The 24,416-nt window shown below is 55.5% G+C and carries 10 protein-coding genes; 1 reads left to right on the top strand and 9 read right to left on the bottom strand.

The annotated features are described in order from the left end of the window. Positions 1–17: 17 nt before the first annotated feature. From ACTG19_RS04150 to ACTG19_RS04190, 9 genes are all read right to left on the bottom strand, one after another. On the bottom strand, positions 18–734 hold the full coding sequence (locus ACTG19_RS04150) for an SIMPL domain-containing protein (RefSeq protein ID WP_040066535.1): 717 nt from the start codon (positions 732–734) through the stop codon (positions 18–20). A gap of 56 nt (positions 735–790) precedes the next feature. Then, the gene (locus ACTG19_RS04155) at positions 791–1,351 is read right to left on the bottom strand and encodes a hypothetical protein (protein WP_113740602.1); all 561 of its coding nucleotides are present in this window, start codon (positions 1,349–1,351) and stop codon (positions 791–793) included. An 85-nt stretch (positions 1,352–1,436) separates the two neighbouring features. Further along, complete coding sequence (locus ACTG19_RS04160; RefSeq protein WP_439988771.1) at positions 1,437–10,025, bottom strand: retention module-containing protein; 8,589 nt, start codon at positions 10,023–10,025, stop codon at positions 1,437–1,439. A gap of 265 nt (positions 10,026–10,290) precedes the next feature. Then, the gene (locus ACTG19_RS04165) at positions 10,291–12,216 is read right to left on the bottom strand and encodes an EAL domain-containing protein (RefSeq protein ID WP_439988772.1); all 1,926 of its coding nucleotides are present in this window, start codon (positions 12,214–12,216) and stop codon (positions 10,291–10,293) included. A gap of 3 nt (positions 12,217–12,219) precedes the next feature. Next, positions 12,220–12,972, bottom strand: a complete 753-nt coding sequence (locus tag ACTG19_RS04170; protein WP_439965683.1) for a transglutaminase-like cysteine peptidase — start codon at positions 12,970–12,972, stop codon at positions 12,220–12,222. A 135-nt stretch (positions 12,973–13,107) separates the two neighbouring features. Next, the gene (locus tag ACTG19_RS04175; protein WP_439964080.1) at positions 13,108–14,424 is read right to left on the bottom strand and encodes a TolC family outer membrane protein; all 1,317 of its coding nucleotides are present in this window, start codon (positions 14,422–14,424) and stop codon (positions 13,108–13,110) included. Between the two features lie 37 nt (positions 14,425–14,461). After that, positions 14,462–15,895, bottom strand: coding sequence for an HlyD family type I secretion periplasmic adaptor subunit (locus ACTG19_RS04180; protein ID WP_194494560.1), 1,434 nt, complete (start codon positions 15,893–15,895; stop codon positions 14,462–14,464). Then, positions 15,888–18,032 (bottom strand): type I secretion system permease/ATPase, encoded by a 2,145-nt coding sequence (locus ACTG19_RS04185; RefSeq protein ID WP_005350980.1) that lies wholly within the window; start codon positions 18,030–18,032, stop codon positions 15,888–15,890. The genes ACTG19_RS04180 and ACTG19_RS04185 overlap by 8 nt, the downstream gene beginning before the upstream one ends. A gap of 377 nt (positions 18,033–18,409) precedes the next feature. Continuing rightward, positions 18,410–19,339 carry a TIGR01212 family radical SAM protein gene (locus ACTG19_RS04190; protein ID WP_042083735.1) on the bottom strand — a complete coding sequence of 310 codons (930 nt, stop codon included), beginning with the start codon at positions 19,337–19,339 and terminating at the stop codon, positions 18,410–18,412. 611 nt (positions 19,340–19,950) lie between these two features. Between ACTG19_RS04190 and gltB the strand changes: the two genes are divergently transcribed. Beyond that, entirely contained in the window at positions 19,951–24,408 is a 4,458-nt protein-coding gene (gene gltB / locus ACTG19_RS04195) for a glutamate synthase large subunit (protein ID WP_201990273.1), read from the top strand. Positions 24,409–24,416 lie beyond the last annotated feature (8 nt).

A 24,416-nucleotide genomic window follows, 5' to 3' on the forward strand; every position in this document is an offset into this window, starting at 1 on the left:
GACTTCAACGACGGATATCACTCCAGCAAGAAAACAGCCTCGATATTATCGCTTACCGTGATCTGCTGTTGTTGATAACTGTTGTCAGCCATATCCGCCGCGGGAGCAGCCATCGCCATGGCCTGCACCAACTTCAGGTTGCGGCTGTAGGCGGTAATGGGCGAAGCATTGCGGTACTCCACACTGTAGACCTTGCCAAGCTTCATCCCGAACGCCTTGGCCAGAGATTCAGCCTTGGTTTTGGCATCCTCAACGGCATTCAAACGGGCCTGCTCCTTGATGACCTGCGGCGACTTCAACCCGTACTCAATCTGGGATACGGACTCCAGCCCGGCTTTGAGTGCGGTATCCATCAGGGGGCTCAACTTGTCGAGCTGATAGAGCTTCACCGCCAATTGTCGCTGAGCACGGTATCCCAACAATAACGGCTTCTTGTTCTCGCCATACTGATATTCCGGAGAGACCATCAGGTTGCCAGCCTCAACATCGCTGCGCTTGATCCCCAACCCTTCCAGTTGGCTGAAAAAGGCTGCGACCTTGGTATCGACCTGCTGCTTGGCCTTGAGGCCCTGCTTATCCAGTGCACTCACCGCCACATTGAGGGTGAGCATATCGGGTTCGGTCTTCTGCTCGGCATAACCGCTCACCACCAGATGGGGCGCTTGCGGCACTTCAATCGCCAGCAGCGGAGCACTGACAACCAGAGCGGAAAGAGTAAGAAGGGGACGCCACATAGAAAAAAACCTCAATCGGAAAGATTGAGGCCATTATGCCCGTGCAGCTGCGGGATTCATATATCGTGCAAGGGGGGGAGCTGATCCAGTATCTGATTGGTCAGATCGAGACTAATGGTGACCATGCTGCCGGGATCCTGGCTCTGGTTTGCCATATCCAGCGCAGGAGCCGCGCCACAGACCAACACCTCATCATCGAAATGGAACGAGTCCCACGACAGAACGTGTCCTTGCACCGCCTGTCCGATATTGGTGCCACCACTATCCTCCTCCATCGCAGACCAAGGGATGGTATCAGATGGTCCTAGCAAATCTTGCAACAACGGAGAGTGAAAACTGGCCAGCGGATACTCCTGCTGCCCCTGATGATGGCCAACCAAAATCATGTTATGGGCAGACTCGGTATCCATGACCGGCACATAAATGATAGAGGCCGTAGCGAAGTCAACATAGAGCGAGCCCGCTACATCACCGGCCTCATTCTCAATCTCCATCCCATCCAGCCGATCCCCCGCGATCGAGGCCTGATAGCCAAACTGGCCTGCGCAGGTAATGTTCCCCTGCCCATCCCAGCTATAACGGATGCCATCAATGTCGACCCAGTTGAATGACTGCATGATTACCCCTCTCCTCTACTGCCGCTATCTTATCCATCCCCTGGGGGAAAAACAGGGGCCAGGCAAGCCTGGCCCCGAGACAGGGTTACGGATCAACCTTCAAGTTACCGTCACCCAACAACTTCTGAATGATCTCCAGGTCACTGTTGCCCAAGGTTGTCAGGTCAATACTGTCAAATTTTATGACGTGGGTGGTTCCTCCATTCGTACCATCCAAATCAATCGTCAATGTTGATTTGTTTGTGCCTGGCCCATCACTACTGAAATTGAGGTACGCATCAAGCCAACCAGAGTTGGCATGTTCGCCAGTGAGCAGCTCGCTTATATCCAGCACATCCCCACCGGTACCGGTAGTGAAGTCCTTGATCACATCGGTACCACCCACATCCCCAGCCATCCACTTGAAGGTGTCCTTGCCAGCCCCCCCAGTGAGGATGTCAGACCCGGTCCCACCAATCAGAATGTCGATACCTTCACCGCCAATCAGGATGTCATTCCCTTTTTGGCCATAAAGCACATCATTACCGTCGCCACCTTCAAGGGTATCATCGCCCCCGACAGCCCCCTCCTTACCATACACTGCATGCTGACTGTAAAGTTCGTTGAGCAGTTGCCCATCACTCTTGCCCGGATTGTCTGTAACAAACTCGAACCAACCACCATCCACATTGTCTGCATGAATGCTATCACCAAACATCACATCATTGCCGTTACCACCGACCAGATGGTCGTTGCCTACCGAGTTAGCGTTGATACTTGCGCCCGTAAGCTGTCCAATCACACTGCTCAATTGATTGGCATTAGTCACATTGGTAGCACTGCCACCAGCTCCCTCGACTTGGCTCAGCAGGCTCCGCGCACTTTCGTTAACCTGAATGCCAACCGCCTCGACGGTAAAGGCCTGTCCCGTCGATGAGCCGACGTTCTCGATCAGGTTGATCTCATTGACAGTATCATCATTGCTGTTGGGGGAGACGTCATAGGTGCCCAGCACATGTTGCATGGCCCCTTTGGTGCTTAACGAAACTACCGAACTGGTTCCATTGCCTTGCAGCGCCCTGTTGGGCTCACCGTCGGAGACAAAGATGACCTTATTGACATCCGCCGCCGCTATAGGCGCATTTACCCCTGCAGACTCGATCCAAGTATTCGCTGCCACCAGACCCGCTTCATAGTTGGTGTATTGCGCAGCATCCGAGCCCGGCACCGTGATGGCATTGACAAAAGCTATCGCGGCCGCCAGTTGAGCTGCGTTATCCACACCGCCGGAAGTCAGGGTGAAGGTGCCGGAACCATTAACCTGGGTCGCAAATGTATCCAAATGCACCCGGATATCACCAGCGCCCGAGTTATAGAGACCATTCAGTGAACTTATCACCGCCTGTTTCATGGCATCCAGACGAGTCATGGTCGTTGTGGTGCCATTTGCATTGGTGAACTGAATGGTATTGGTCTGCATGCTGCCGGAGTTATCCAGTACAAAAGCGATATTGGCCTTTTGTCCGGGCAACTGCGTGGTGCCCCCCACGTCCCCGACCAACACATCATTGCCACCCTTGCCGGTAATAACCCCAGCACCGCCCGATACCTCATAGGGCACCGAGCTGCCGGTAACATCATCCGCATTGGTGCCCACAATCAGAACCGGGGCAACCACAGGCTCAAAGGTCACATCAAGTGTGGCCGAATCCCTATCCCCGTCGGCATCGACGACGGCCAGATCAAAGCTGCTCGTTACTGGGCTCTCGTCTACACGATCGACCAGCGTGACCTTCTGCACCCGGTAGCCGTAAGCCCCACCGTTGTCAGACAGTTCAACTCGCGTGATGTCCGTCAGGGTCGTCGGCACCTGCTGAAGCACACCGTCAGTGAACAGCGTGCTGCCACTTTCAGTGACCAACTCACCGTTAGCGTTGGTGCCATACACAGTCCAGTTAACGCTATTGGTCGTAGCGCCGGTTTGTACGTCAATGGCAAACGACACCTTGACGGCAGGCTCACTGAAGTCGAAATACAGCTTCTCGCTGCCGTCGACCCACTGATTGTCTGTCGCCAGCCCCTGAGTACTGGAATTGACAGAGTCTATTGATGAGTCGATAGACATGATTACGAACTGACCGGCCGGTACAACCTCTCCGGGTTTGTAGATGCCCCCGGTATTACTGACCACGAGATAATCCTGATTGCCGCCAGGAATATTCGAGAATGTCGCCGAGTATTCTTGGGTAGCGTTGTCCAGTTTGCCATTCATGTCGATGACATAATTACCAGACGTATTCAGGCTCAAGGTGAATATCAGTGACTGACCGGCACCACCGGTATAGGCGCCGGGCACCGTGCTGGTATAGGCATAGAGGATGCTCGGATCGGCTGCACTGACGTAGTAGTAAACCGTTGCCCCACCTGAGGTCAACGCGCTGGCAGCATAGGTAGTGCTTGAACCATCCCACCCACTGATGTTACCCGTCAGATCAGCCCAGCCGGCACCATCAGTGCCAATATCGACAACCGAACCACCTGAGAAGTAGCCACTGGCAGAGTTAGCCAAGACCGCATCCTGCACATTGCTGATTTCTGGGCCATCGTCCTCAAAGCCAAGCACCGGCCCCAAGTCCAAAGTGTTGGAACTGGCCGAATCGCCATCGTTGTCATACACCGTCACCTTGGCACCTACCAGCCCTTGGCTGATCTGGGCCAGGAAGTCGTGATTGTTGCTGATGTCGGTGTGCTTGATGGCCTTGTACTGAATCAGGGTGAGGTCGCCGTCATCAGCATCCATATGCAGACGGAAGACAACCGTGCCGTCAGCCGTGCCAAGGATATCGCCAGTGCCGTCTTCCTTCGACAACAGGATGTCGCCGCCTGTTGTCGCATCTAGGCCCGAGTTGGCGCTCGGCGCGCTTAGGGTCAGTTCGTACTTGGTCTTGCTGGCATCCTGACCGTCACTGCCGGAGTCTACCGTCAGACTGAACAGACTGGCGCCGGTGATGCTCTTGTAGCCAATAACACCGACTCCCTGGCCGGACTCATCATTGTTGGTCGCCTGCCCAGATTCGTCCTTAGTCGAACCGGTAGTGCCCACCGACTCGTCCACGAACAGTTTCACGCCCTCCTTCAGGCTGAAACTGCGAACCACCGGCACATCATCGGTGATGTTCACATTCACCTTGATGCCACCCACCACCGGGTCACCATCGCCATCCTGCGCCGCAAAGGTAAAGCCATCGGTCAGCAACTTAACTACGTTCTCTCCCTCACCTGATACCAGCAGGTTGTCTGCCAGCGTGAAGGTGTATGAACCATCCGCATTCACCAACAAACTGGCCGCAGCACCGGCAACACCAGGTTGCACGGCACCTTTCGCATCGAAGTACACCGTCACCGAGGTCTGGTTTTCACCAATGGTGGCACTGCCATCTGCCCAACTCACGCCAGTAACCTTGCCAAACCCATCCGCCCCCCACGACACGTTGTCGACAATACTACCAGTGAGTGACAACGGCTCACGCTCACCAACGTCATTACCCTCTGACTCATCCTCGCCACGCAAGGCCTGCAAGTCATCCTCATCGACGTCAACAGTGTCACTGCCCCCTGTTTGCTTGAGCACCGGTACATCATCGGTGATGTTTACATTCACCTTGATGCCACCCACCACCGGGTCGCCATCGCCATCCTGCGCCGCAAAGGTAAAGCCATCGGTCAGCAACTTAACTACGTTCTCTCCCTCACCCGATACCAGCAGGTTGTCTGCCAGGGTGAAGGTGTACGAGCCATCTGCATTCACCTGCAAGCTGGCCGCCGCTCCAGTTGCTTCAGCCTGCACCGCGCCGTTCGCATCAAAGTACACCGTCACAGAGGTCTGGCCTTCATCAATGGTGGCCATGCCACCGCTCCAGCTCACACCAGTCACCTTGCCAAAGCCGTCCGCACCCCAGGCAACGTTGTCCACTATGTTGCCTGTGACTGATAACGGCTCGCGCTCACCAACGTCATTACCCTCTGACTCATCCTCGCCACGCAAGGCCTGCAAGTCATCCTCATCGACGTCAACAGTGTCACTGCCCCCTGTTTGCTTGAGCACCGGTACGTCATCAGTGATGTTCACATTCACCTTGATGCCACCCACCACCGGGTCGCCATCGCCATCCTGCGCCGCAAAGGTAAAGCCATCGGTCAGCAACTTAACTACGTTCTCTCCCTCACCCGATACCAGCAGGTTGTCTGCCAGGGTGAAGGTGTACGAGCCATCTGCATTCACCTGCAAGCTGGCCGCCGCTCCAGTTGCTTCAGCCTGCACCGCGCCGTTCGCATCAAAGTACACCGTCACAGAGGTCTGGCCTTCATCAATGGTGGCCATGCCACCGCTCCAGCTCACACCAGTCACCTTGCCAAAGCCGTCCGCACCCCAGGCAACGTTGTCCACTATGTTGCCTGTGACTGATAACGGCTCGCGCTCACCAGCGTCATTACCCTCTGACTCATCCTCGCCACGCAAGGCCTGCAAGTCATCCTCATCGACGTCAACAGTGTCACTGCCCCCTGTTTGCTTGAGCACCGGCACATCATCGGTGATGTTTACATTCACCTTGATGCCACCCACCACCGGGTCGCCATCGCCATCCTGCGCCGCAAAGGTAAAGCCATCGGTCAGCAACTTAACTACGTTCTCTCCCTCACCCGATACCAGCAGGTTGTCTGCCAGGGTGAAGGTGTACGAGCCATCTGCATTCACCTGCAAGCTGGCCGCCGCTCCAGTTGCTTCAGCCTGCACCGCGCCGTTCGCATCGAAGTACACCGTCACCGAGGTCTGGTTTTCACCAATGGTGGCACTGCCATCTGCCCAACTCACGCCAGTAACCTTGCCAAACCCATCCGCCCCCCACGACACGTTGTCGACAATACTACCAGTGAGTGACAACGGCTCACGCTCACCAACGTCATTACCCTCTGACTCATCCTCGCCACGCAAGGCCTGCAAGTCATCCTCATCGACGTCAACAGTGTCACTGCCCCCTGTTTGCTTGAGCACCGGTACGTCATCAGTGATGTTCACATTCACCTTGATGCCACCCACCACCGGGTCGCCATCGCCATCCTGCGCCGCAAAGGTAAAGCCATCGGTCAGCAACTTAACTACGTTCTCTCCCTCACCCGATACCAGCAGGTTGTCTGCCAGGGTGAAGGTGTACGAGCCATCTGCATTCACCTGCAAGCTGGCCGCCGCTCCAGTTGCTTCAGCCTGCACCGCGCCGTTCGCATCAAAGTACACCGTCACAGAGGTCTGGCCTTCATCAATGGTGGCCATGCCACCGCTCCAGCTCACACCAGTCACCTTGCCAAAGCCGTCCGCACCCCAGGCAACGTTGTCCACTATGTTGCCTGTGACTGATAACGGCTCGCGCTCACCAGCGTCATTACCCTCTGACTCATCCTCGCCACGCAAGGCCTGCAAGTCATCCTCATCGACGTCAACAGTGTCACTGCCCCCTGTTTGCTTGAGCACCGGCACATCATCGGTGATGTTTACATTCACCTTGATGCCACCCACCACCGGGTCGCCATCGCCATCCTGCGCCGCAAAGGTAAAACCATCGGTCAGCAACTTGACGATATTCTCTGCATCACCCGATACCAGCAGGTTGTCTGCCAGCGTGAAGGTGTATGAACCATCCGCATTCACCAACAAACTGGCCGCAGCACCGGCAACACCAGGTTGCACGGCACCTTTCGCATCGAAGTACACCGTCACCGAGGTCTGGTTTTCACCAATGGTGGCACTGCCATCTGCCCAACTCACGCCAGTAACCTTGCCAAACCCATCCGCCCCCCACGACACGTTGTCGACAATACTACCAGTGAGTGACAACGGCTCACGCTCACCAACGTCATTACCCTCTGACTCATCCTCGCCACGCAAGGCCTGCAAGTCATCCTCATCGACGTCAACAGTGTCACTGCCCCCTGTTTGCTTGAGCACCGGTACATCATCGGTGATGTTTACATTCACCTTGATGCCACCCACCACCGGGTCGCCATCGCCATCCTGCGCCGCAAAGGTAAAGCCATCGGTCAGCAACTTAACTACGTTCTCTCCCTCACCCGATACCAGCAGGTTGTCTGCCAGGGTGAAGGTGTACGAGCCATCTGCATTCACCTGCAAGCTGGCCGCCGCTCCAGTTGCTTCAGCCTGCACCGCGCCGTTCGCATCAAAGTACACCGTCACAGAGGTCTGGCCTTCATCAATGGTGGCCATGCCACCGCTCCAGCTCACACCAGTCACCTTGCCAAAGCCGTCCGCACCCCAGGCAACGTTGTCCACTATGTTGCCTGTGACTGATAACGGCTCGCGCTCACCAACGTCATTACCCTCTGACTCATCCTCGCCACGCAAGGCCTGCAAGTCATCCTCATCGACGTCAACAGTGTCACTGCCCCCTGTTTGCTTGAGCACCGGTACGTCATCAGTGATGTTCACATTCACCTTGATGCCACCCACCACCGGGTCGCCATCGCCATCCTGCGCCGCAAAGGTAAAGCCATCGGTCAGCAACTTAACTACGTTCTCTCCCTCACCCGATACCAGCAGGTTGTCTGCCAGGGTGAAGGTGTACGAGCCATCTGCATTCACCTGCAAGCTGGCCGCCGCTCCAGTTGCTTCAGCCTGCACCGCGCCGTTCGCATCAAAGTACACCGTCACAGAGGTCTGGCCTTCATCAATGGTGGCCATGCCACCGCTCCAGCTCACACCAGTCACCTTGCCAAAGCCGTCCGCACCCCAGGCAACGTTGTCCACTATGTTGCCTGTGACTGATAACGGCTCGCGCTCACCAGCGTCATTACCCTCTGACTCATCCTCGCCACGCAAGGCCTGCAAGTCATCCTCATCGACGTCAACAGTGTCACTGCCCCCTGTTTGCTTGAGCACCGGCACATCATCGGTGATGTTTACATTCACCTTGATGCCACCCACCACCGGGTCGCCATCGCCATCCTGCGCCGCAAAGGTAAAGCCATCGGTCAGCAACTTAACTACGTTCTCTCCCTCACCCGATACCAGCAGGTTGTCTGCCAGCGTGAAGGTGTATGAACCATCCGCATTCACCAACAAACTGGCCGCAGCACCGGCAACACCAGGTTGCACGGCACCTTTCGCATCGAAGTACACCGTCACCGAGGTCTGGTTTTCACCAATGGTGGCACTGCCATCTGCCCAACTCACGCCAGTAACCTTGCCAAACCCATCCGCCCCCCACGACACGTTGTCGACAATACTGGCAGTGAGTGACAACGGCTCACGCTCACCAACGTCATTACCCTCTGACTCACCCTCACCACGCGATTTCAGCAAGTCATCCTCGTCCACATTAACCGTGTCGCTGCTACCTTCTTGCTGCAGCACCGGTACGTCATCCAGCACAACGATATCCAGCGTTGCGCTGGTTGTATCACCGTCATCATCGGTCAAGGTCACCGTTAGGCTCTCACCCAATTGCAGGTCAGAAGCGGGTTGTTGATGAGCTTCATTATCAAGGAGGGTATAGCTGTAGGAGACACTGCCGTTACCGGTAACGGGATCGTAGGTTATTGCGGTGATTTGCAATCCATTGCCAAGCGGTGTCTCAATGGATACAGGCAGAGCAACCACGGTGCCATTGCTGATCAACTGGATCGCCCCGATTGCCAGCGTTTGCACACCATCAGGGGCATTAAAAGTAAACACCCCACTTTGAGTTAACGCGGCAGCATTAGGTGCCGAACCGTCGGCCAAGTTGGCATCACTGACCAACACCTCTCCCCCTTCCAGAGTCAGCCCATCAAGGCCTACCGCCTCATCTACCGGAGTAATGGAGATAACGAGTGTTGAAGTCACTGTATCCTGGCCATCAGTTACCTGATAGTTCACCGGCGGAACTGCACCATCATAGTTAGGAGCCGGAGTAAAGGTATAGCTCCCATCCGGATTGATGATCAGCGTGCCCACTCCGGTAATGGTGGCAGCAACACCGGCAGGGACTCCGATATTGATACCCCAGTCATATGAAACGATAGAGGCATCAGCAGGTCCATCTGGATTGGTGCTATTTTCGAGCAGATTCCCGCTGACCTGAGAGTCTTCGAGAGTCACGACGGTTTCACCCAAATCATCAAGCTGATTCTCAAGAATTAAATCTTCGGCCTGATTTTCATTGATGACAGCCGCCGTATCGTAGGTGGTATCAAACCCTGCAGCCGCTATCGTAGCATCACCAGTTCGATCGATAGTGACAAAGCCACCATTACCACTCGCTCCGGCTACGCCTCCAATACCGCCACCACCACCGGCAGCAGGAGCACCACCAGCGGCAGAAGCCTCAAAATTCTGAGTAGGATCCACACCTTGCAAAATCGATTGCTGCAATGCGGCAATATCGGCAGGGGCACCTTCGGTGGGCGAAGCCCCTTGCGGTTGACCTGGTTCAACCGACTCGGAACCCGAAGCTGAATTCTGTGCAGGTGTATCGTCATAAGGGGAAAGTGCCAGCTTGGCATCGTCCGCTATGGTCAACTTGGCTCCGGGTTGGAGGATTTCACCTTTTTGCAGAGGGCGGCTGCTTCCATCAGCCAGCACAATCTCCACATTGCCTTCGACGGCTGAGACAACCACGGACTTGTCGATAATTTGGGTACGCATATCCATTGCTCCAACGTGACAGATCTTGATGTCTATACCGTAGAAGGAGATAGCGTTCTGTTCCGTTGCAAATATGTATGCATTTCGCTCAGCATCGAACAGATACACGGAAATAAATCGAAAAGTTGAGTTTTTTCAATATAAATCAGCACACTACGAATAGCTTCATTCAGCGCCGCGCGTACTTTGATTATATAAAGATGGAGAAAAGAGAATTGATAGATATAAAAATGACCCCATTCGGGGCCATTTCATTGCGTCTAATTCAAGACAACGGAAAGGCAGGGTGAACAAATCCCTGATAACCATCGATATGCAACTTGGAAAGCAGTTCCACTTGATGTTGATCCTCGACACGGGTCGCAATGGTGGTCACACCGGCATTGTGTGCGGCGCGACACACTGCAGCCAGGAATGAGGTGTCAGCCCCCGGCTCCATGACCTGACTGGTATAACCGTGATCGACCTTGACATAAGCCGGCGACAGCTCCTCCAGATAGCCCAGAGACTGGAAGTGACGACCATAGTGGTCAACCCCCCACTGGAAGCCATGAGCTTGCAAGGTGCCAACCAACGCAGCCACGTTGTCTTTATGTTTCATGATGGCAGCTTCAGGTATTTCAAATAACAACCGCTCTTTGAGCTCTGCATGCTCGGTCAGATAGCGCGTCAGCCAGGTTAAAAATTCATCCGAGCAGAGCGAGCCAGCAGTGATGTTGATCGCCAGTACCAGATCAGACTGTTTTTGCAGTAATGGAACGCAAGCATCAAGCACCGCTTGGTCAAACTCACCACCCAATTTGAACTGTTCAATCGCGGGCAAGAACTGACCTGCAAAATAATCAGTGCCATCCCGAGAGATAGAAGCAAACAGCTCGGCATGCAACCTTGCTCCATTATCAAACCGGCAAGCTGGTTGGGCTTTGAAGCGCCAAAGTTGTCGTGAAATGGCATCTTGTACCAAATCTCGCCAGGCCAAACGCCCCATCAAACCTTGTTCGGTCCCCCCTTCCATCACCACAGCACCACGGCGTTCATTGCGCGCCTTGCCAAGCGCATTATCGGCTTTGGTCAACAAGGCAGAGAGATCATCATTGCCATCACGACCGGCAATACCAATGACGGAGAGCGCATCCCCTTCTCCCATTGGATTCACCACCAGATCGGCAATGCGGCTATTAATCACTTCAGCCAGCTCTTTTAGCTGAGTCAGATCGTCAGTTGGACAGAGCAGCGCATATTCCGTCGCGGAGATCCGTGCCAAGGCTGCGCCATCCCACCCTTTTAATTGCTCTTTCAAAGCCTGAGCTATCGATTTGACCATGTTGTCACGGGCAGCAAAGCCTTCATCGCGATAGATATCATCCAGCATGTCGACCGCAACCAGCATGACGCCACCTTGGCCAGACTCCGCTATCCATGCGTTTACCTGACCCACAAAATAGGCTCGGTTGCCAAGCCCCGACACAGCATCGACATAAACCCGCTCACGCAATTTCTCGGCCTCATCGGCTTGTTCTTTGAACTGCAACGCCAACTTGCTTGAGAGGGTGTTGATCGCCTGAACGACCTGCTTCAATTCATGGGTTTTAGGCTCCGGGATCGTATGACCGAAATGGTGCAGCTCAATCTCGACGGCTTGATCACAGATCTGTTTGAGTGGCTTGAGCAAGTAGTTGAGTGCTCTCATCAACAAAATTGTGGTGATCAAAAAGCCGACCAGAAACCAGCTCGCCAGCTCGCTCATCCCACGCCACAACTCGTAATAAGCCTGGCCGGGGTGACCCACTACTTTTAATTTTCCAAGCTGCAACCAGCCAGACGTCAGAATTGACTCGTTAGATACCTCAGGAAACAGTCCCAATTTCACAAACCACTGTGGCACCCCCTGAATATTGTTGGTATTTTCCTGCTCGATGACATCCTTTGATGCCAGCAGATCAAGGCGAACCAGTCGATAATAACCACCATCAAAAATGGCCTGGATCACCGACTCGGCACCAACCTTGTCACCGTTTTCCAGATAGGGGGTGAGCGCAAGCCCCAGCGAGGTTGCCGTATTGATGACCGTTGTTTCCTGTTGCTGCGCCAGATAAGTGCGGGTTGAATTGAATTGCACCCAGTATGTGGCCGCAAATAACAATCCAAACAGCAGCAGCATGGTGGCTAATAACTGTCGATAGAGCGTCATAGGTTAATCATCCAAATTCACCACTGGCCGAGCCAATCGCCCCGAGGTCATGCGATTGCGTAAATCATTCCATAATCCCAAGCGGGATGATTGACCAGCCAGTTCCCCTTGGCCTCGTGCCTTCATCAACCACAAGTGACTACCGTTAAAACTGTAAATAGGCACCAGATCACGCCGCTGTGTGGCAGGGCGAATCGAGCCTATCAAATTATCCAAAATAACCGGAACGGAAGAGGGTGTCTCATAATATGCCACCACCATGTGAAACTGGTTGTAATCAAGAGCCTTGACGTACACCATCCGCATTTTATCATCCGGGATCCCAAGCTCGAGCAGCGTAGAGTATTTGGCAATACTGAAATCTTCACAGTCTCCTCCAGCGGCTCCCAAAAATTCTAGCGGGGTTGCCCAATAATCCTTTTTGCGCCACAACTTGATATCGTCAATAAAACGCATCCGATTGAAAAAATTATTAACCCGCTCAAGCTTTTTTTCTTCGCTCAGGGCCCTGCCCTTCGTCTCCATGACCAGCATACGCCAACTGGTTACACGCTTGCCGGCTCTGGCGCCATAGGTCTGCTCCGCCCGTTTAATCAAGTTGAGATCTTCCTGTGGCAGAGGCTGACTGGCACAGAGCAGAAGTGAGAAGGGTAACAGCAGGATCCATAAGGAGTGGCGCAAAGCGCGTAGGGATCTGTATCTCCATTCATTAAGAAGATAACACCATCTGCCGCCGGTTTCGCGCTGGAGTGTCACGTCATATTCCTGCTGCATTATTGCTGCTGCACTCCTCAAAGCCCGTGCAACCATCTGCTTTAGCCAAACATGGTGACTGCCAGCAGCAGTCACCATATTGGCGTTCATGATCCCAGCGGGATCATGGGCAAACGGTTATTGCCTGGCCTGCCATTCAGCGGGTTGTTTGACGCTAAATGCATTGAGCAGGCTACCTGTCGCGTTGAGAATGCGATAGTCCGCCAGCAGTGCATCATACTCGGCAGTAATGTAGCTGCGACGCGCCTCGAACAGTTCGTTCTCGGTGTTCAATACGTCCAGCAATGTCCGTTGACCCAACCCAAACTGCTTCTTGTATGCCTGTACGGTGTCATAGCTGGCGTCAACATGCTCTTTCAGGAAGGTCTTCTGCTTGGCCAGCGACTCTTTCGCGTTCCAGGCCAGACGAGTGCCTTCCTCCACCTGGCGGAACGCATTCACATGAATGTCTTTCGCCTGAGAGTAGAGCGCCGATGTTGCATTGCTCTCTGCCACATCAGAGCCGCCACGGAACAGGTTGTAACGCATCCGCACCATGGCGGTCAGGTCATCATTACGGCCAGGAACAGCATCGATATCCTCATTCCAGTTCTGATCGACCTCGAATGTCACATTGGGATAGAAACCGGATTTGGCACCTTCATGCTGATACTTGGCCGCTTCGATATCCTGCAAGGAAGAGAGCAGGGTGGGGTGGACTTCGGTCGCCGTTTTCAGCGCACTATCGAGGCTGGTCGGGATAAGCTCGGTATTGGGAACCGGCTGCACCAGATCTTTGGGTACCTCGTTCACGACACGAATAAATTCACTCTCTGCATCGCGATAGTTGTTTTCAGCAGCAGCCTGATTTGAATAGGCTCGGGCAACACGACCTTCAATCTGGGTCTGATCCGCAGTAGAACCAAGCCCTGAATCAGTCCGCTTGCTGATGTCGCTGCGGATCTGTTCGTGGGTTTCCAGGTTTTGTTTGGAGAGTTCCAAAATCTCCTGCTGACGCAGCATATTGAGGTAGACCTCAGCCACCCGCAGCGCGGTGTTTTCTGCTTCGGAGATCATCGCCAGACGCTGGGCATTGGCTTCAGCTTCGGTTCTGGAGACGTTGTTGCTGACATCAAAGCCATCAAACAACATTTGCCGCAGACTGAGTCCAGCCTCTTTACGAGTCAACGAATCATCACTAGTTGGATCACGACGCGTTGAAGGGCTGTCAGTTTTTTCATAACCTACGCCGCCACGCAGATCGATCGTAGGATAATAGCCACCCTTGGCTCCATCATGCTGATAGAGTCGTGCCTGATACAGATCAAACGCTTCCTTTATCTTGGGATGCGTAGCAAGTGTCTGTGCCACCGACTCTTCCAGAGTCTGGGCCTGACCCAAACTCGGGATCAGGATGCAGCCACTGACCAGCATGGCAACAATCGTTTTTTTCATGTTATCTCCAGTCATGTTTTGTTTTTAGATTGTTGGCTTATCGTTCTCTCAGTGCCGACTGCTTTGCCCGTAAAATCGGCTTAAGCAAATAGTCTAGGACACTTTTTTTACCAGTAATGATATCAGCACTGGCTAACATACCGGGGATGATGGGAAGTGCGTTAAGCTCATCGCCCAAGTAACTCTTCTCTGTCCGAACCCGAACCAGATAAAAGGAGTTCCCCTCCTCATCCTGGATCGAATCCGCACTTATCTGTTCAACCTTGCCATGCAATCCTCCATAGATTGTAAAGTCGTAGGCAGTAATCTTGACGATGGCATCCAGCCCAGGTCGCAGGAAGGCGATATCTTTCGGTGACACCTTGGCTTCTACCAGCAAGGTATCCTCCAGCGGCACAATCTCCATCAGATCCATGCCGGGCTGAACCACACCGCCCAGGGTGTTGATCTTGAGCTTCTTGATGGTGCCCTTGAGCGGTGCAATCACGCTGGTCCGGTCGACCCTGTCTCGCAAGCCAACCTGCCCTTCTGACAACTGGCCAAGTCGCCCCTGCTTCTCGTTCAGTTCAGTCTGGGAGTCTGCTCTGAATTTTAGCGCAATATCATTACGCTTGGAGATGGTCTCACGCAGTACCGAATTGAGTTTTGGGATCAGCAGACGGTTGCTCTCCAGCTCCCCCTGCATCTCGTTGACCTGCCGCTCAAGCTTGATTAGCTCCACTTGAGGCACTATACCCTCTTTCGCCAGCGGACGGCTAATATTCAGTTCCTGTCTGGCCAGTTCCACACTGCGATTCACAGTGCGGATCTTGGCATTCAGTTCAATCAGCTCCTGCTCTTTCTGTTCGATTTGCTGACCAAGAATATAGAGCTGGTTCTTCAGGTTATTTAGGCGATCCCGCTGTACAGAGCGCTCACGGTGTGCGTATTCGGCAAAGACAGTTTCATAACCATCGGGAAACTGGATTGGCGCTTCGCCTACCACTACCTGCTCACGCCACCCCAGTGCCGGGTCGTTTTTCACCTCGACGCTGGCCATCTCGGCGCGCAGACGGGCCACATCCCCCTTCAGGGTGACGACCTCTTGCTCCCGTTCTCTAAAGTCGGAGCGGAAACGGGTGTCATCAATACGCAGCAGCGGCTGCCCCTTTTCGACGATGTCCCCCTCTTTGACGAAGATCTCTTTGACGATCCCCCCTTCCAGGTTCTGGATCACCTGCAGCTGACGGGACGGAATAACTTTGCCCTGACCCACGGTGACTTCATCCAGTTCGGCCCAGGCCGCCCAGACGATGGCACTCATGAAAAAGAGGAAACAGCACCACAACAGGATGCGAGCTCCGGTCGGCGTGGTCAGCAGTACAGCTGCCGCGCCGTCATCGACAAACTCCAGATGCTCGGGTGCTGGCAATACCTCGCCGGAAGGCGTCTTTTTGCTGCGCTTGAACCAGTCCATGAGCCCCTTAACCATGGGACACCTCCTGCACGCGCACCTTGCCTTCCTTCAACTGCTGTAACACCACCTCTTTGGGGCCATCAGCAACGATCTGCCCCTGCTCGATGACGATCACTCGCGATGCCACATCCAGCATCGAGGTTTTGTGAGTGATGAGGATCAATGTGGTTTCCGGGCCAAGTCTGGCAAGCTCTTGCTTAACCTGCATCTCGGACTGGTTGTCCATGTTGGAGGTCGGCTCATCCATCACCAGAATGGGGGGGTCATTGAGCAGGGCGCGAGCCAGCAGGATCGACTGACGCTGGCCACCGGAAAGCTGACGGCCACCCTCACCTATCTGCCGATCCAGCCCGTTGGGATCCCGGTTGGTAAAGTTGGTGACACCCGCCCGCTTGGCGGCGCGCAAGACCCTCACATCATCCACCAGCGGATTACCCAGCATGATGTTGTCCCGCACCGATCCAAAAAAGAGAATGACATCTTGCGGAACACAGCCGATATTGCGACGGATCACCGCAGGCGGCAGTTGATCAAGTTCAAAACCGTCGATACGTACCGAACCATCGGTCGGTCGATACAACCCCATCAACAGCTTCTCGAGGGTCGTTTTACCCGCCCCAATCCGGCCGATAATCGCCACCTTTTCGCCCGGCTGAATGCGCAAATTGATATTGTGCAGGGTGCTGGTTTCCATTCCCGGATATTTGAAGGATACATTTTCAAATTCAATGCGACCGGCAATCACCGGATGATGGATATATTGCTTGCCCTCCTCCTGCTCACCCGGGGTTTGCATGATTTTTTCCAGAATATCCAGTGCAGATTTGGCCTGGTTATAACGGGTCGACAACACGGAGAGTTGCACCATGGGCGCAATGGCGCGGCTGGAGAGCATCACGGCGGCAATCATGCCCCCCATAGTGACCAAGCCTTCCGAGATCTGGTAAACACCGACGATCACCAGACCGACCGTCACCACCTGCTGGATATAGCTGGCCAGCGAGGACATGGAGTTGGTAATCCGGCGGGTCTGTACGCCCCAGGTGGAAATATGGGAGACGGCCTGTTCCCAGCGATGCTGGAACATGCTCTCGGCGCCGAAAATCTTGACGGTTTCCAGCCCGGAAATACTTTCAATCAGGTTGGCGTTCTTCTGGGACGCAAGGCGTGACCCCTCTTCGATGGACTGCTTGAGGGGCTCCTGAATATAGAAGCTGTAGGCGATGAGGATCAGCATGGCGACGATGGGAACCACCACCATTACTCCTGCAAACATCCAGATAATAAAAAGGAAAAATACGGCAAAAGGGAGATCGATAAGAGTAGAAACCGTTGCGGAGGTGAAAAACTCCCGCACCGATTCAAATTCCTGCAGATGTTTGGCGAACGCGCCAGTGGAAGCGGGACGAGACTCCATCCTCATGCCCATCACCTTGGCGAAAATCTTGGCGGACAGCAGCACATCAGACTTTTTACCGGCAATGTCGATAAAGTAACTACGCAACTGCCGCATCACAAAATCGAAGGTAAAGACCACCATGGCCCCGACCGCCAGCACCCAGAGCGAATCAAACGCCAGATTGGGCACAATCTTGTCATAAACATTCATGGTAAAGAGCGGACTGGCGATGGCAAACAGGTTGATCAGAATGGAGGCGATCAGCACATCGCGATAGATGCCGCGGGATTCGAACAAGGTGCTCCAGAACCAGTGTCCATCACGGGTTTCCAGTACCTTGGGCGAGCGCTCGTCAAACTTGAACTGCTTCTTTACATAGAAGAGGCGTCCCAGATACTCATCACCCAATTGGGCTGCGGTCAGCCATTGCGCGGCATCACCGGCCTGCGGGAAAATCACTTTCCCCTGGCTGCGATCTTCGTTCCACTCCAGCAAAATGCAGGCGCCACCACTGCGCATCTGCAATACACAAGGCAGCAGCAAGGGAGAAATATCGGCCAGTGGCTGTATCACTTCACGGGCGGATAACCCGCCCCGCTCGGCAGCACGGCAAAAGAGTGCGGTTGTCAGGCGTCCGGAGACCAGTGGCAACCCGGTCGTCAGGGCATCCTGGCTGTTGGGCACACCATAAAAACGGGTCAAGAAGACCAGACACTCCAATAACTCATCAATACGACTTGTTTCTGCTTGCATAGCATCCTGTCACTGCATAAATGAGGTAGATAAGAGCGTTCATCGCTCATATTTCCCTGCTATAGCCACGCTAAAACCGAGTGGCCTTCCCGCTGATGAGACTGATCAGGGGATAAACCTGTCCAGATAGATCGCGACACTCATCGCCAATTTCCCGGCACAGCAGCAATGGCGGCATGATTCGTTATTGGTAAAAATAATCGGCTCATCAACACCATGCTAACACTGCAATCAGGGTGAATGTCGGAGTTAATTGATAATGGCATTTATTATGGCGCACCACTATATCAACCGGCACGTAGCAAAACTATAGTTTAGGGTATGAAGTTTTTTATATAACCCTATGTTTTACGTGAAAATAATAATCTGGCGCTCAATTATAGGTCAGGAAGTATGAAGGGTCTGCCCAACGCGTGACCTTGCGGGCCGTTCAATGAGAGTGCTTTGGCAATGTCCGCCATGGCCGTCCAGCGATTTTCACACCAGGCTGGCGCCAACAGGGTTGGACGGCGCGCGGAGGCCGAAATCCGGTGATACACCACCTCGGGCGGCGTGTGCTGGATCATGGCAACGGCCGCTTCCACATACTGCTCCAGCGTCAAGACCTCAAGGCGCCCCGCCTGCCACGCTTTGCCAAGAGTACTACCCTCTACCACATGAAGCGGATGCAGCTTGATCCCCTCAACACCGGTCTCAACGATGCGATGCAGGGTATCGAGGCTGTCCATCGGCACTTCGCCCGGCAGGCCGACGATCAGATGAGCACATACCTTGATGCCGCGCTGATGGGCACGTCTTACCGCATCCTCATAGGCGGCATAACCGTGGCCGCGGTTGATCCGTTGCAGGGTCTTGTCATTGGCACTTTGCAGCCCGAGCTCCAGCCACACCTCGTAGCCCCGGGCCTGATAGCCCGCCAACAGATCCAGCACCGCATCCGGCACGCAATCGGGGCGAGTGCCCACGCAGAGCCCCACCATATCGCTCACTGACAGCGCCTCTTCATACATCCGCTGCAGATATTCGACCTCGGCATAGGTGCTGGTATAGGCCTGAAAATAGGCAAGATAGCGCTTGGCACGGGTGACTTCGTCCCGGCGAGCCAGCAGTTGTTGCACCACGGAGAGTTGCTGAGCCGACTCGTCGGCAAAAGAGGATACGTTGCAGAAGGTGCAGCCACCACGGCCCAAGGTGCCGTCCCGGTTCGGGCAGGTGAAGGCCCCGTGGATGGAGAGTTTGTGGATCTTCTGACCATGACGCTGCTTGAGATCCTGACCGAATGTATTGACGAGTTCGTGTAACTGCATGACACCTCCGCTAAAGGAGCGCCATTGTACGAGCTTGCGCAAAACAGGGGCTGAGCTGGATCAAGCTAGCGGAGAGGGTAAAACATATAAATACCCGACCAATTTTGAATAAATATAGATAAAAAGCGCAAAAAAAGGATTTTTACAGTTCTTTGACGATTCAAACAGTAAACATCCATATGAAAATGAGACCTGATAACCCACTGTTGAACAATGAAAAATTCAAAGAGACCCGACAGCACACAATTGCAAGCATGGGATATTGAAAATGTGATCACTTCCGCTCTCGGTAGCATAGGGTTGGTAAAATTACTACATTCGCCCATCGTCGCCGAGCGCACCATTGAGCCCGTCAATAGCGATATATTTAACCAACAAAATCAAATTACACAGAATAAATACTTCATAACTGCGAGCGAATCCCCCTAACCCGACATTTTGTTATGCGAATGTAACCATGAAGACAAACCTGACCTGCGATTGACCTCGCCATAAAATCCCATTAGTTTGGAGATTCGCCACGTCAGGCAGACGGAACCACAAGAGCCAATCGCAATTTATGCAGTCAGGTGATGACTGTGCGATACAAGGCCGAGCAAGGGAGAAATGCAATGTCACTATATGATCCAAAGCTGGAGAGGGATAACTGTGGCTTCGGCCTGTTGGCCCACATGGAAGGGGAAGCCAGCCACAAGCTTGTCCGTCTCGCGATGTCAGCATTGGCTCGCATGCAGCACCGCGGCGGGATCTCCGCCGATGGCAAGACCGGCGATGGTTGCGGTCTGCTGCTGCAAAAACCGGACAGCTTCTTCAGAGCTGTCGCCGAGGAGAAGGGATGGCACCTTGGCCGCAACTATGCGGTCGGCATGCTGTTTCTCAACCCTGACCCCGTATTGGCCCAGCAGACCCGCGACATCATCGACGAAGAGCTGGAAAAAGAGACCCTGAGTCTGGTCGGCTGGCGCAAGGTGCCTGTCGATACCAACGTACTGGGTACCATCGCCAAAGCCTCCCTGCCCAGCATTGAACAGGTCTTTGTCAACGCACCGCCCGGCTGGGTCGACAAGGATCTCGAGCGCCGTCTCTATATCGTGCGTCGCCGCATCGAAAAGCGCGTCAACGACGACTACTTCTATGTGGTCAGCCTCTCCAACCTGGTCACCGTCTATAAAGGACTGTGCATGCCGGTGGACTTGCCGCGCTTCTATCTGGATCTCGCCGACATCCGTATGCAGGCGGCCATCTGCGTCTTCCACCAGCGTTTCTCCACCAACACCAGCCCGCGCTGGCCGCTGGCCCAGCCGTTCCGCTATCTGGCCCACAACGGCGAGATCAACACCATCGCCGGCAACCGCCAGTGGGCCAAGGCGCGCAGCTACAAGTTTGCGACGCCGCTCATTCCCGATTTGCAGGAAGCTGCCCCCTTCGTCAACACCACGGGGTCGGATTCCTCCAGTCTCGACAACATGCTGGATCTCTTCCTCGCCGGTGGTATGGACCTGTTCCGCGCCATGCGCTTGTTGATCCCGCCTGCATGGCAAAAACACCCGAACATGGATGACGACCTGCGCGCCTTCTACGACTTCAACTCCATGCACATGGAGCCGTGGGACGGCCCGGCCGGTATCGTCATGACCGACGGTCGCTACGCCACCTGCGCACTTGATCGCAACGGTCTGCGTCCGGCCCGCTACGTCATCACCAAGGACAAGTTCATCACACTCGCCTCCGAGGTCGGCACCTGGGACTACACCCCGGACGAAGTGCTGGAGAAGGGCCGGGTCGGCCCGGGCGAGCTGTTCGTGGTCGATACCAGCAACGGCAAGGTGTGGACCAGCTTCGAGATCGATGACGATCTCAAGAGCCGCCACACCTACAAACAGTGGATGGACAAACATTGCCGCCGGCTGGTTCCCTTCGAGCAGATGGACGACAGCCAGACCGGTAGCCGCGAGTTCTCCGATGAGCAGCTGAAAACCTATCAGAAGCTGTTTGGCTACTCCTTCGAGGAGCTGGACCAGATCATCCGGGTTCTCGGTGAAAATGGTCAGGAAGCGGTGGGCTCCATGGGGGATGACACCCCGATGGCAGTGCTCTCTTCCAGCGCTCGCACCCTTTATGACTACTTCCGCCAGATGTTTGCGCAGGTGACCAACCCGCCCATCGATCCGCTGCGGGAGAATCACGTGATGTCGCTCGCCACCTGTATCGGTCGCGAGCAGAACGTCTTCAACGAGACCTTCGGCCACGCCCACCGGGTGCTGTTCCAGTCACCGATCCTGCTCTACTCCGACTTCCACCAGCTGCTGGCACTGGAGGGAGAGTACTACCGGCACAAGGTGATCAGCCTCAACTTCAAGCCCGAAGAGGGACTGGAGGCCGCCATCCTGCGCATCTGCGAGGAGGCCAAGGCTGCCGCCAGGAGCGGTACCGTGCTGCTGGTGCTGTCGGATCGCGACATCAGCATCGATACCCTACCCATCCCGGCCGCCATGGCGGTGGGTGCGGTGCAGCGTACTCTGGTGGACAACAACCTGCGCTGTGACGCCAACATTCTGGTGGAGACCGCGAGCGTGCGCGATCCGCACCACTTCTCGGTGTTGCTGGGCTTTGGCGCGACCGCCATCTACCCCTATCTGGCCTACGAAACCCTGGCCAAACAGGTTGAAGAGGGGGTGCTCGCCATGCCCCTGCGCCAGGCGATGGTCAACTACCGCAACGGCATCAACAAGGGGCTCTACAAGGTGATGTCCAAGATGGGCATCAGCACGGTCGCCAGCTACCGCTGCTCCCAGCTGTTTGAAGCGGTGGGTCTGGCCAAAGCCGTGGTCGAGACCTGTTTCCGTGGCGTATCGAGCCGTATTCAGGGCGCCGACTTTGCCGACATCCAGCAGGATCAACTCAAGCTGGCACGTCAGGCCTGGCTGGCCCGCAAGCCCCTCGCCCACGGCGGCCTGCTCAAGTTCGTTCACGGCGGCGAGTACCACACCTACAACCCGGATGTGGTGCAGACCCTGCAAACCGCGGTGCGCTCCGGCAACTATGCCGATTACAAGGAGTACGCCCGTCTGGTCAACGAACGCCCGGTCTCTACCTTGCGTGACCTGCTGGCCCTGAAGAAGGTCGACAATCCGGTCGCACTGGATCAGGTTGAGCCAGCCGACAAGCTGTTCCCCCGCTTTGACTCCGCCGCCATGTCCATCGGTGCCCTCGGCCCTGAGGCCCACGAGGCGCTGGCTGTCGCCATGAACCGCCTCGGCGGTCAGAGCAACTCCGGTGAAGGGGGCGAAGATCCCAAGCGCTTCGGTACCGAGAAGAACTCCCGCATCAAGCAGGTGGCTTCCGGCCGCTTTGGCGTCACCCCCCACTACCTGATGAACGCCGATGTGGTGCAGATCAAGGTGGCTCAGGGGGCCAAGCCCGGCGAGGGTGGCCAGCTGCCCGGTGACAAGGTGACTGCCCAGATCGCCCAGCTGCGTTATTCCGTGCCCGGCGTGACCCTGATTTCACCGCCGCCGCACCACGACATTTACTCCATCGAGGATCTGGCCCAGCTCATCTTCGACATCAAGCAGATCAACCCAAGCTGTCTGGTGTCGGTGAAACTGGTCTCCGAACCCGGCGTTGGCACCATCGCCTGCGGCGTGGCCAAGGCCTATGCCGACTTCATCACCATCTCCGGTTATGACGGCGGTACCGGTGCCAGCCCCCTCACCTCGGTCAAATATGCCGGCTCCCCGTGGGAGCTGGGTCTGGCCGAGACCCAACAGGCGCTGGTCGCCAACGGCCTGCGCCACAAGGTGCGACTGCAGGTGGATGGTGGTCTCAAGACCGGTCTCGACATCATCAAGGCGGCCATCCTCGGCGCCGAGAGCTTCGGTTTTGGCACCGGCCCCATGGTGGCGCTCGGTTGCAAATACCTGCGGATCTGCCACCTGAACAACTGCGCCACCGGCGTTGCCACTCAGGATGAGAAGCTGCGTCGCGAGCACTTCACCGGCCTGCCGGAGATGGTGATGAACTACTTCAAGTTCATCGCCGAGGAGACCCGCGAGCTGATGGCCCAGCTCGGTGTCACCCAGCTGACCGACCTGATTGGCCGCACTGATCTGCTGGAAGCCCTGCCCGGCCGCACCGCCCGTCAGGCCAAGCTGGATCTCTCCGGCATTCTGGCCCGTCCGGTGGCACCGGCAGGCTCCAGCCTGTTCAGCCAGCAGCACAACCCCACCTTCGACAAGGGGCCGCTCAACCTCAAGATGGTGGAGGATCTGCTGGAGGCGGTGGAAACCTCAAGCGGCGGCGAGTTCCGCTACGACATTCGCAACACCGACCGCTCGGTGGGTGCGCGCCTCTCCGGCGAAATCGTCAAACGGCACGGCAATCAGGGGATGGCAGCGGATCCGGTCAAGGTGCACTTCAACGGCACCGCGGGCCAGAGCTTCGGCGTCTGGAACGCGGGTGGCCTCGAGATGATCCTCACCGGTGACGCCAACGACTACGTGGGCAAGGGGATGACCGGCGGCAAGCTGGTGATCAAGCCCCATGTCGGCGTGGCGTTCAAATCCCACGAAGCAGCCATCATCGGCAACACCTGCCTCTACGGCGCCACCGGCGGCAAACTCTACGCCGCAGGCACTGCCGGCGAGCGTTTCGCGGTGCGCAACTCCGGCGCCCTGGCGGTAGTCGAGGGGATTGGCGACAACGGCTGTGAATATATGACCGGCGGCATCGTCACCGTGCTCGGTCAGACCGGCGTTAACTTCGCGGCGGGCATGACGGGCGGCTTTGCCTACGTGCTCGACGAGTGCGGCAACTTCGCCAAGCGCACTAACCCCGAGCTGGTGGAACTGCTGGACGTGGCGGATCTCGCCATCCATCAGGAGCACCTGCGCGGCATCATCACGGCGCACCTCAATGAGACCGGCAGCTCGCGCGCCGAGGAGATCCTGGCCAACTTCGACTCCTATGTGCCCAAGTTCAGGCTGATCAAACCCAAGTCCAGCGACGTGAAATCGCTGCTGGGTCACACCAGCCGTTCCAGTGCAGAACTCAGAATCCAGGCGCAATAAGGAGGGAA

The sequence above is a fragment of the Aeromonas sp. 3P genome, assembly GCF_051919745.1.
Lineage (GTDB): Bacteria > Pseudomonadota > Gammaproteobacteria > Enterobacterales > Aeromonadaceae > Aeromonas > Aeromonas veronii.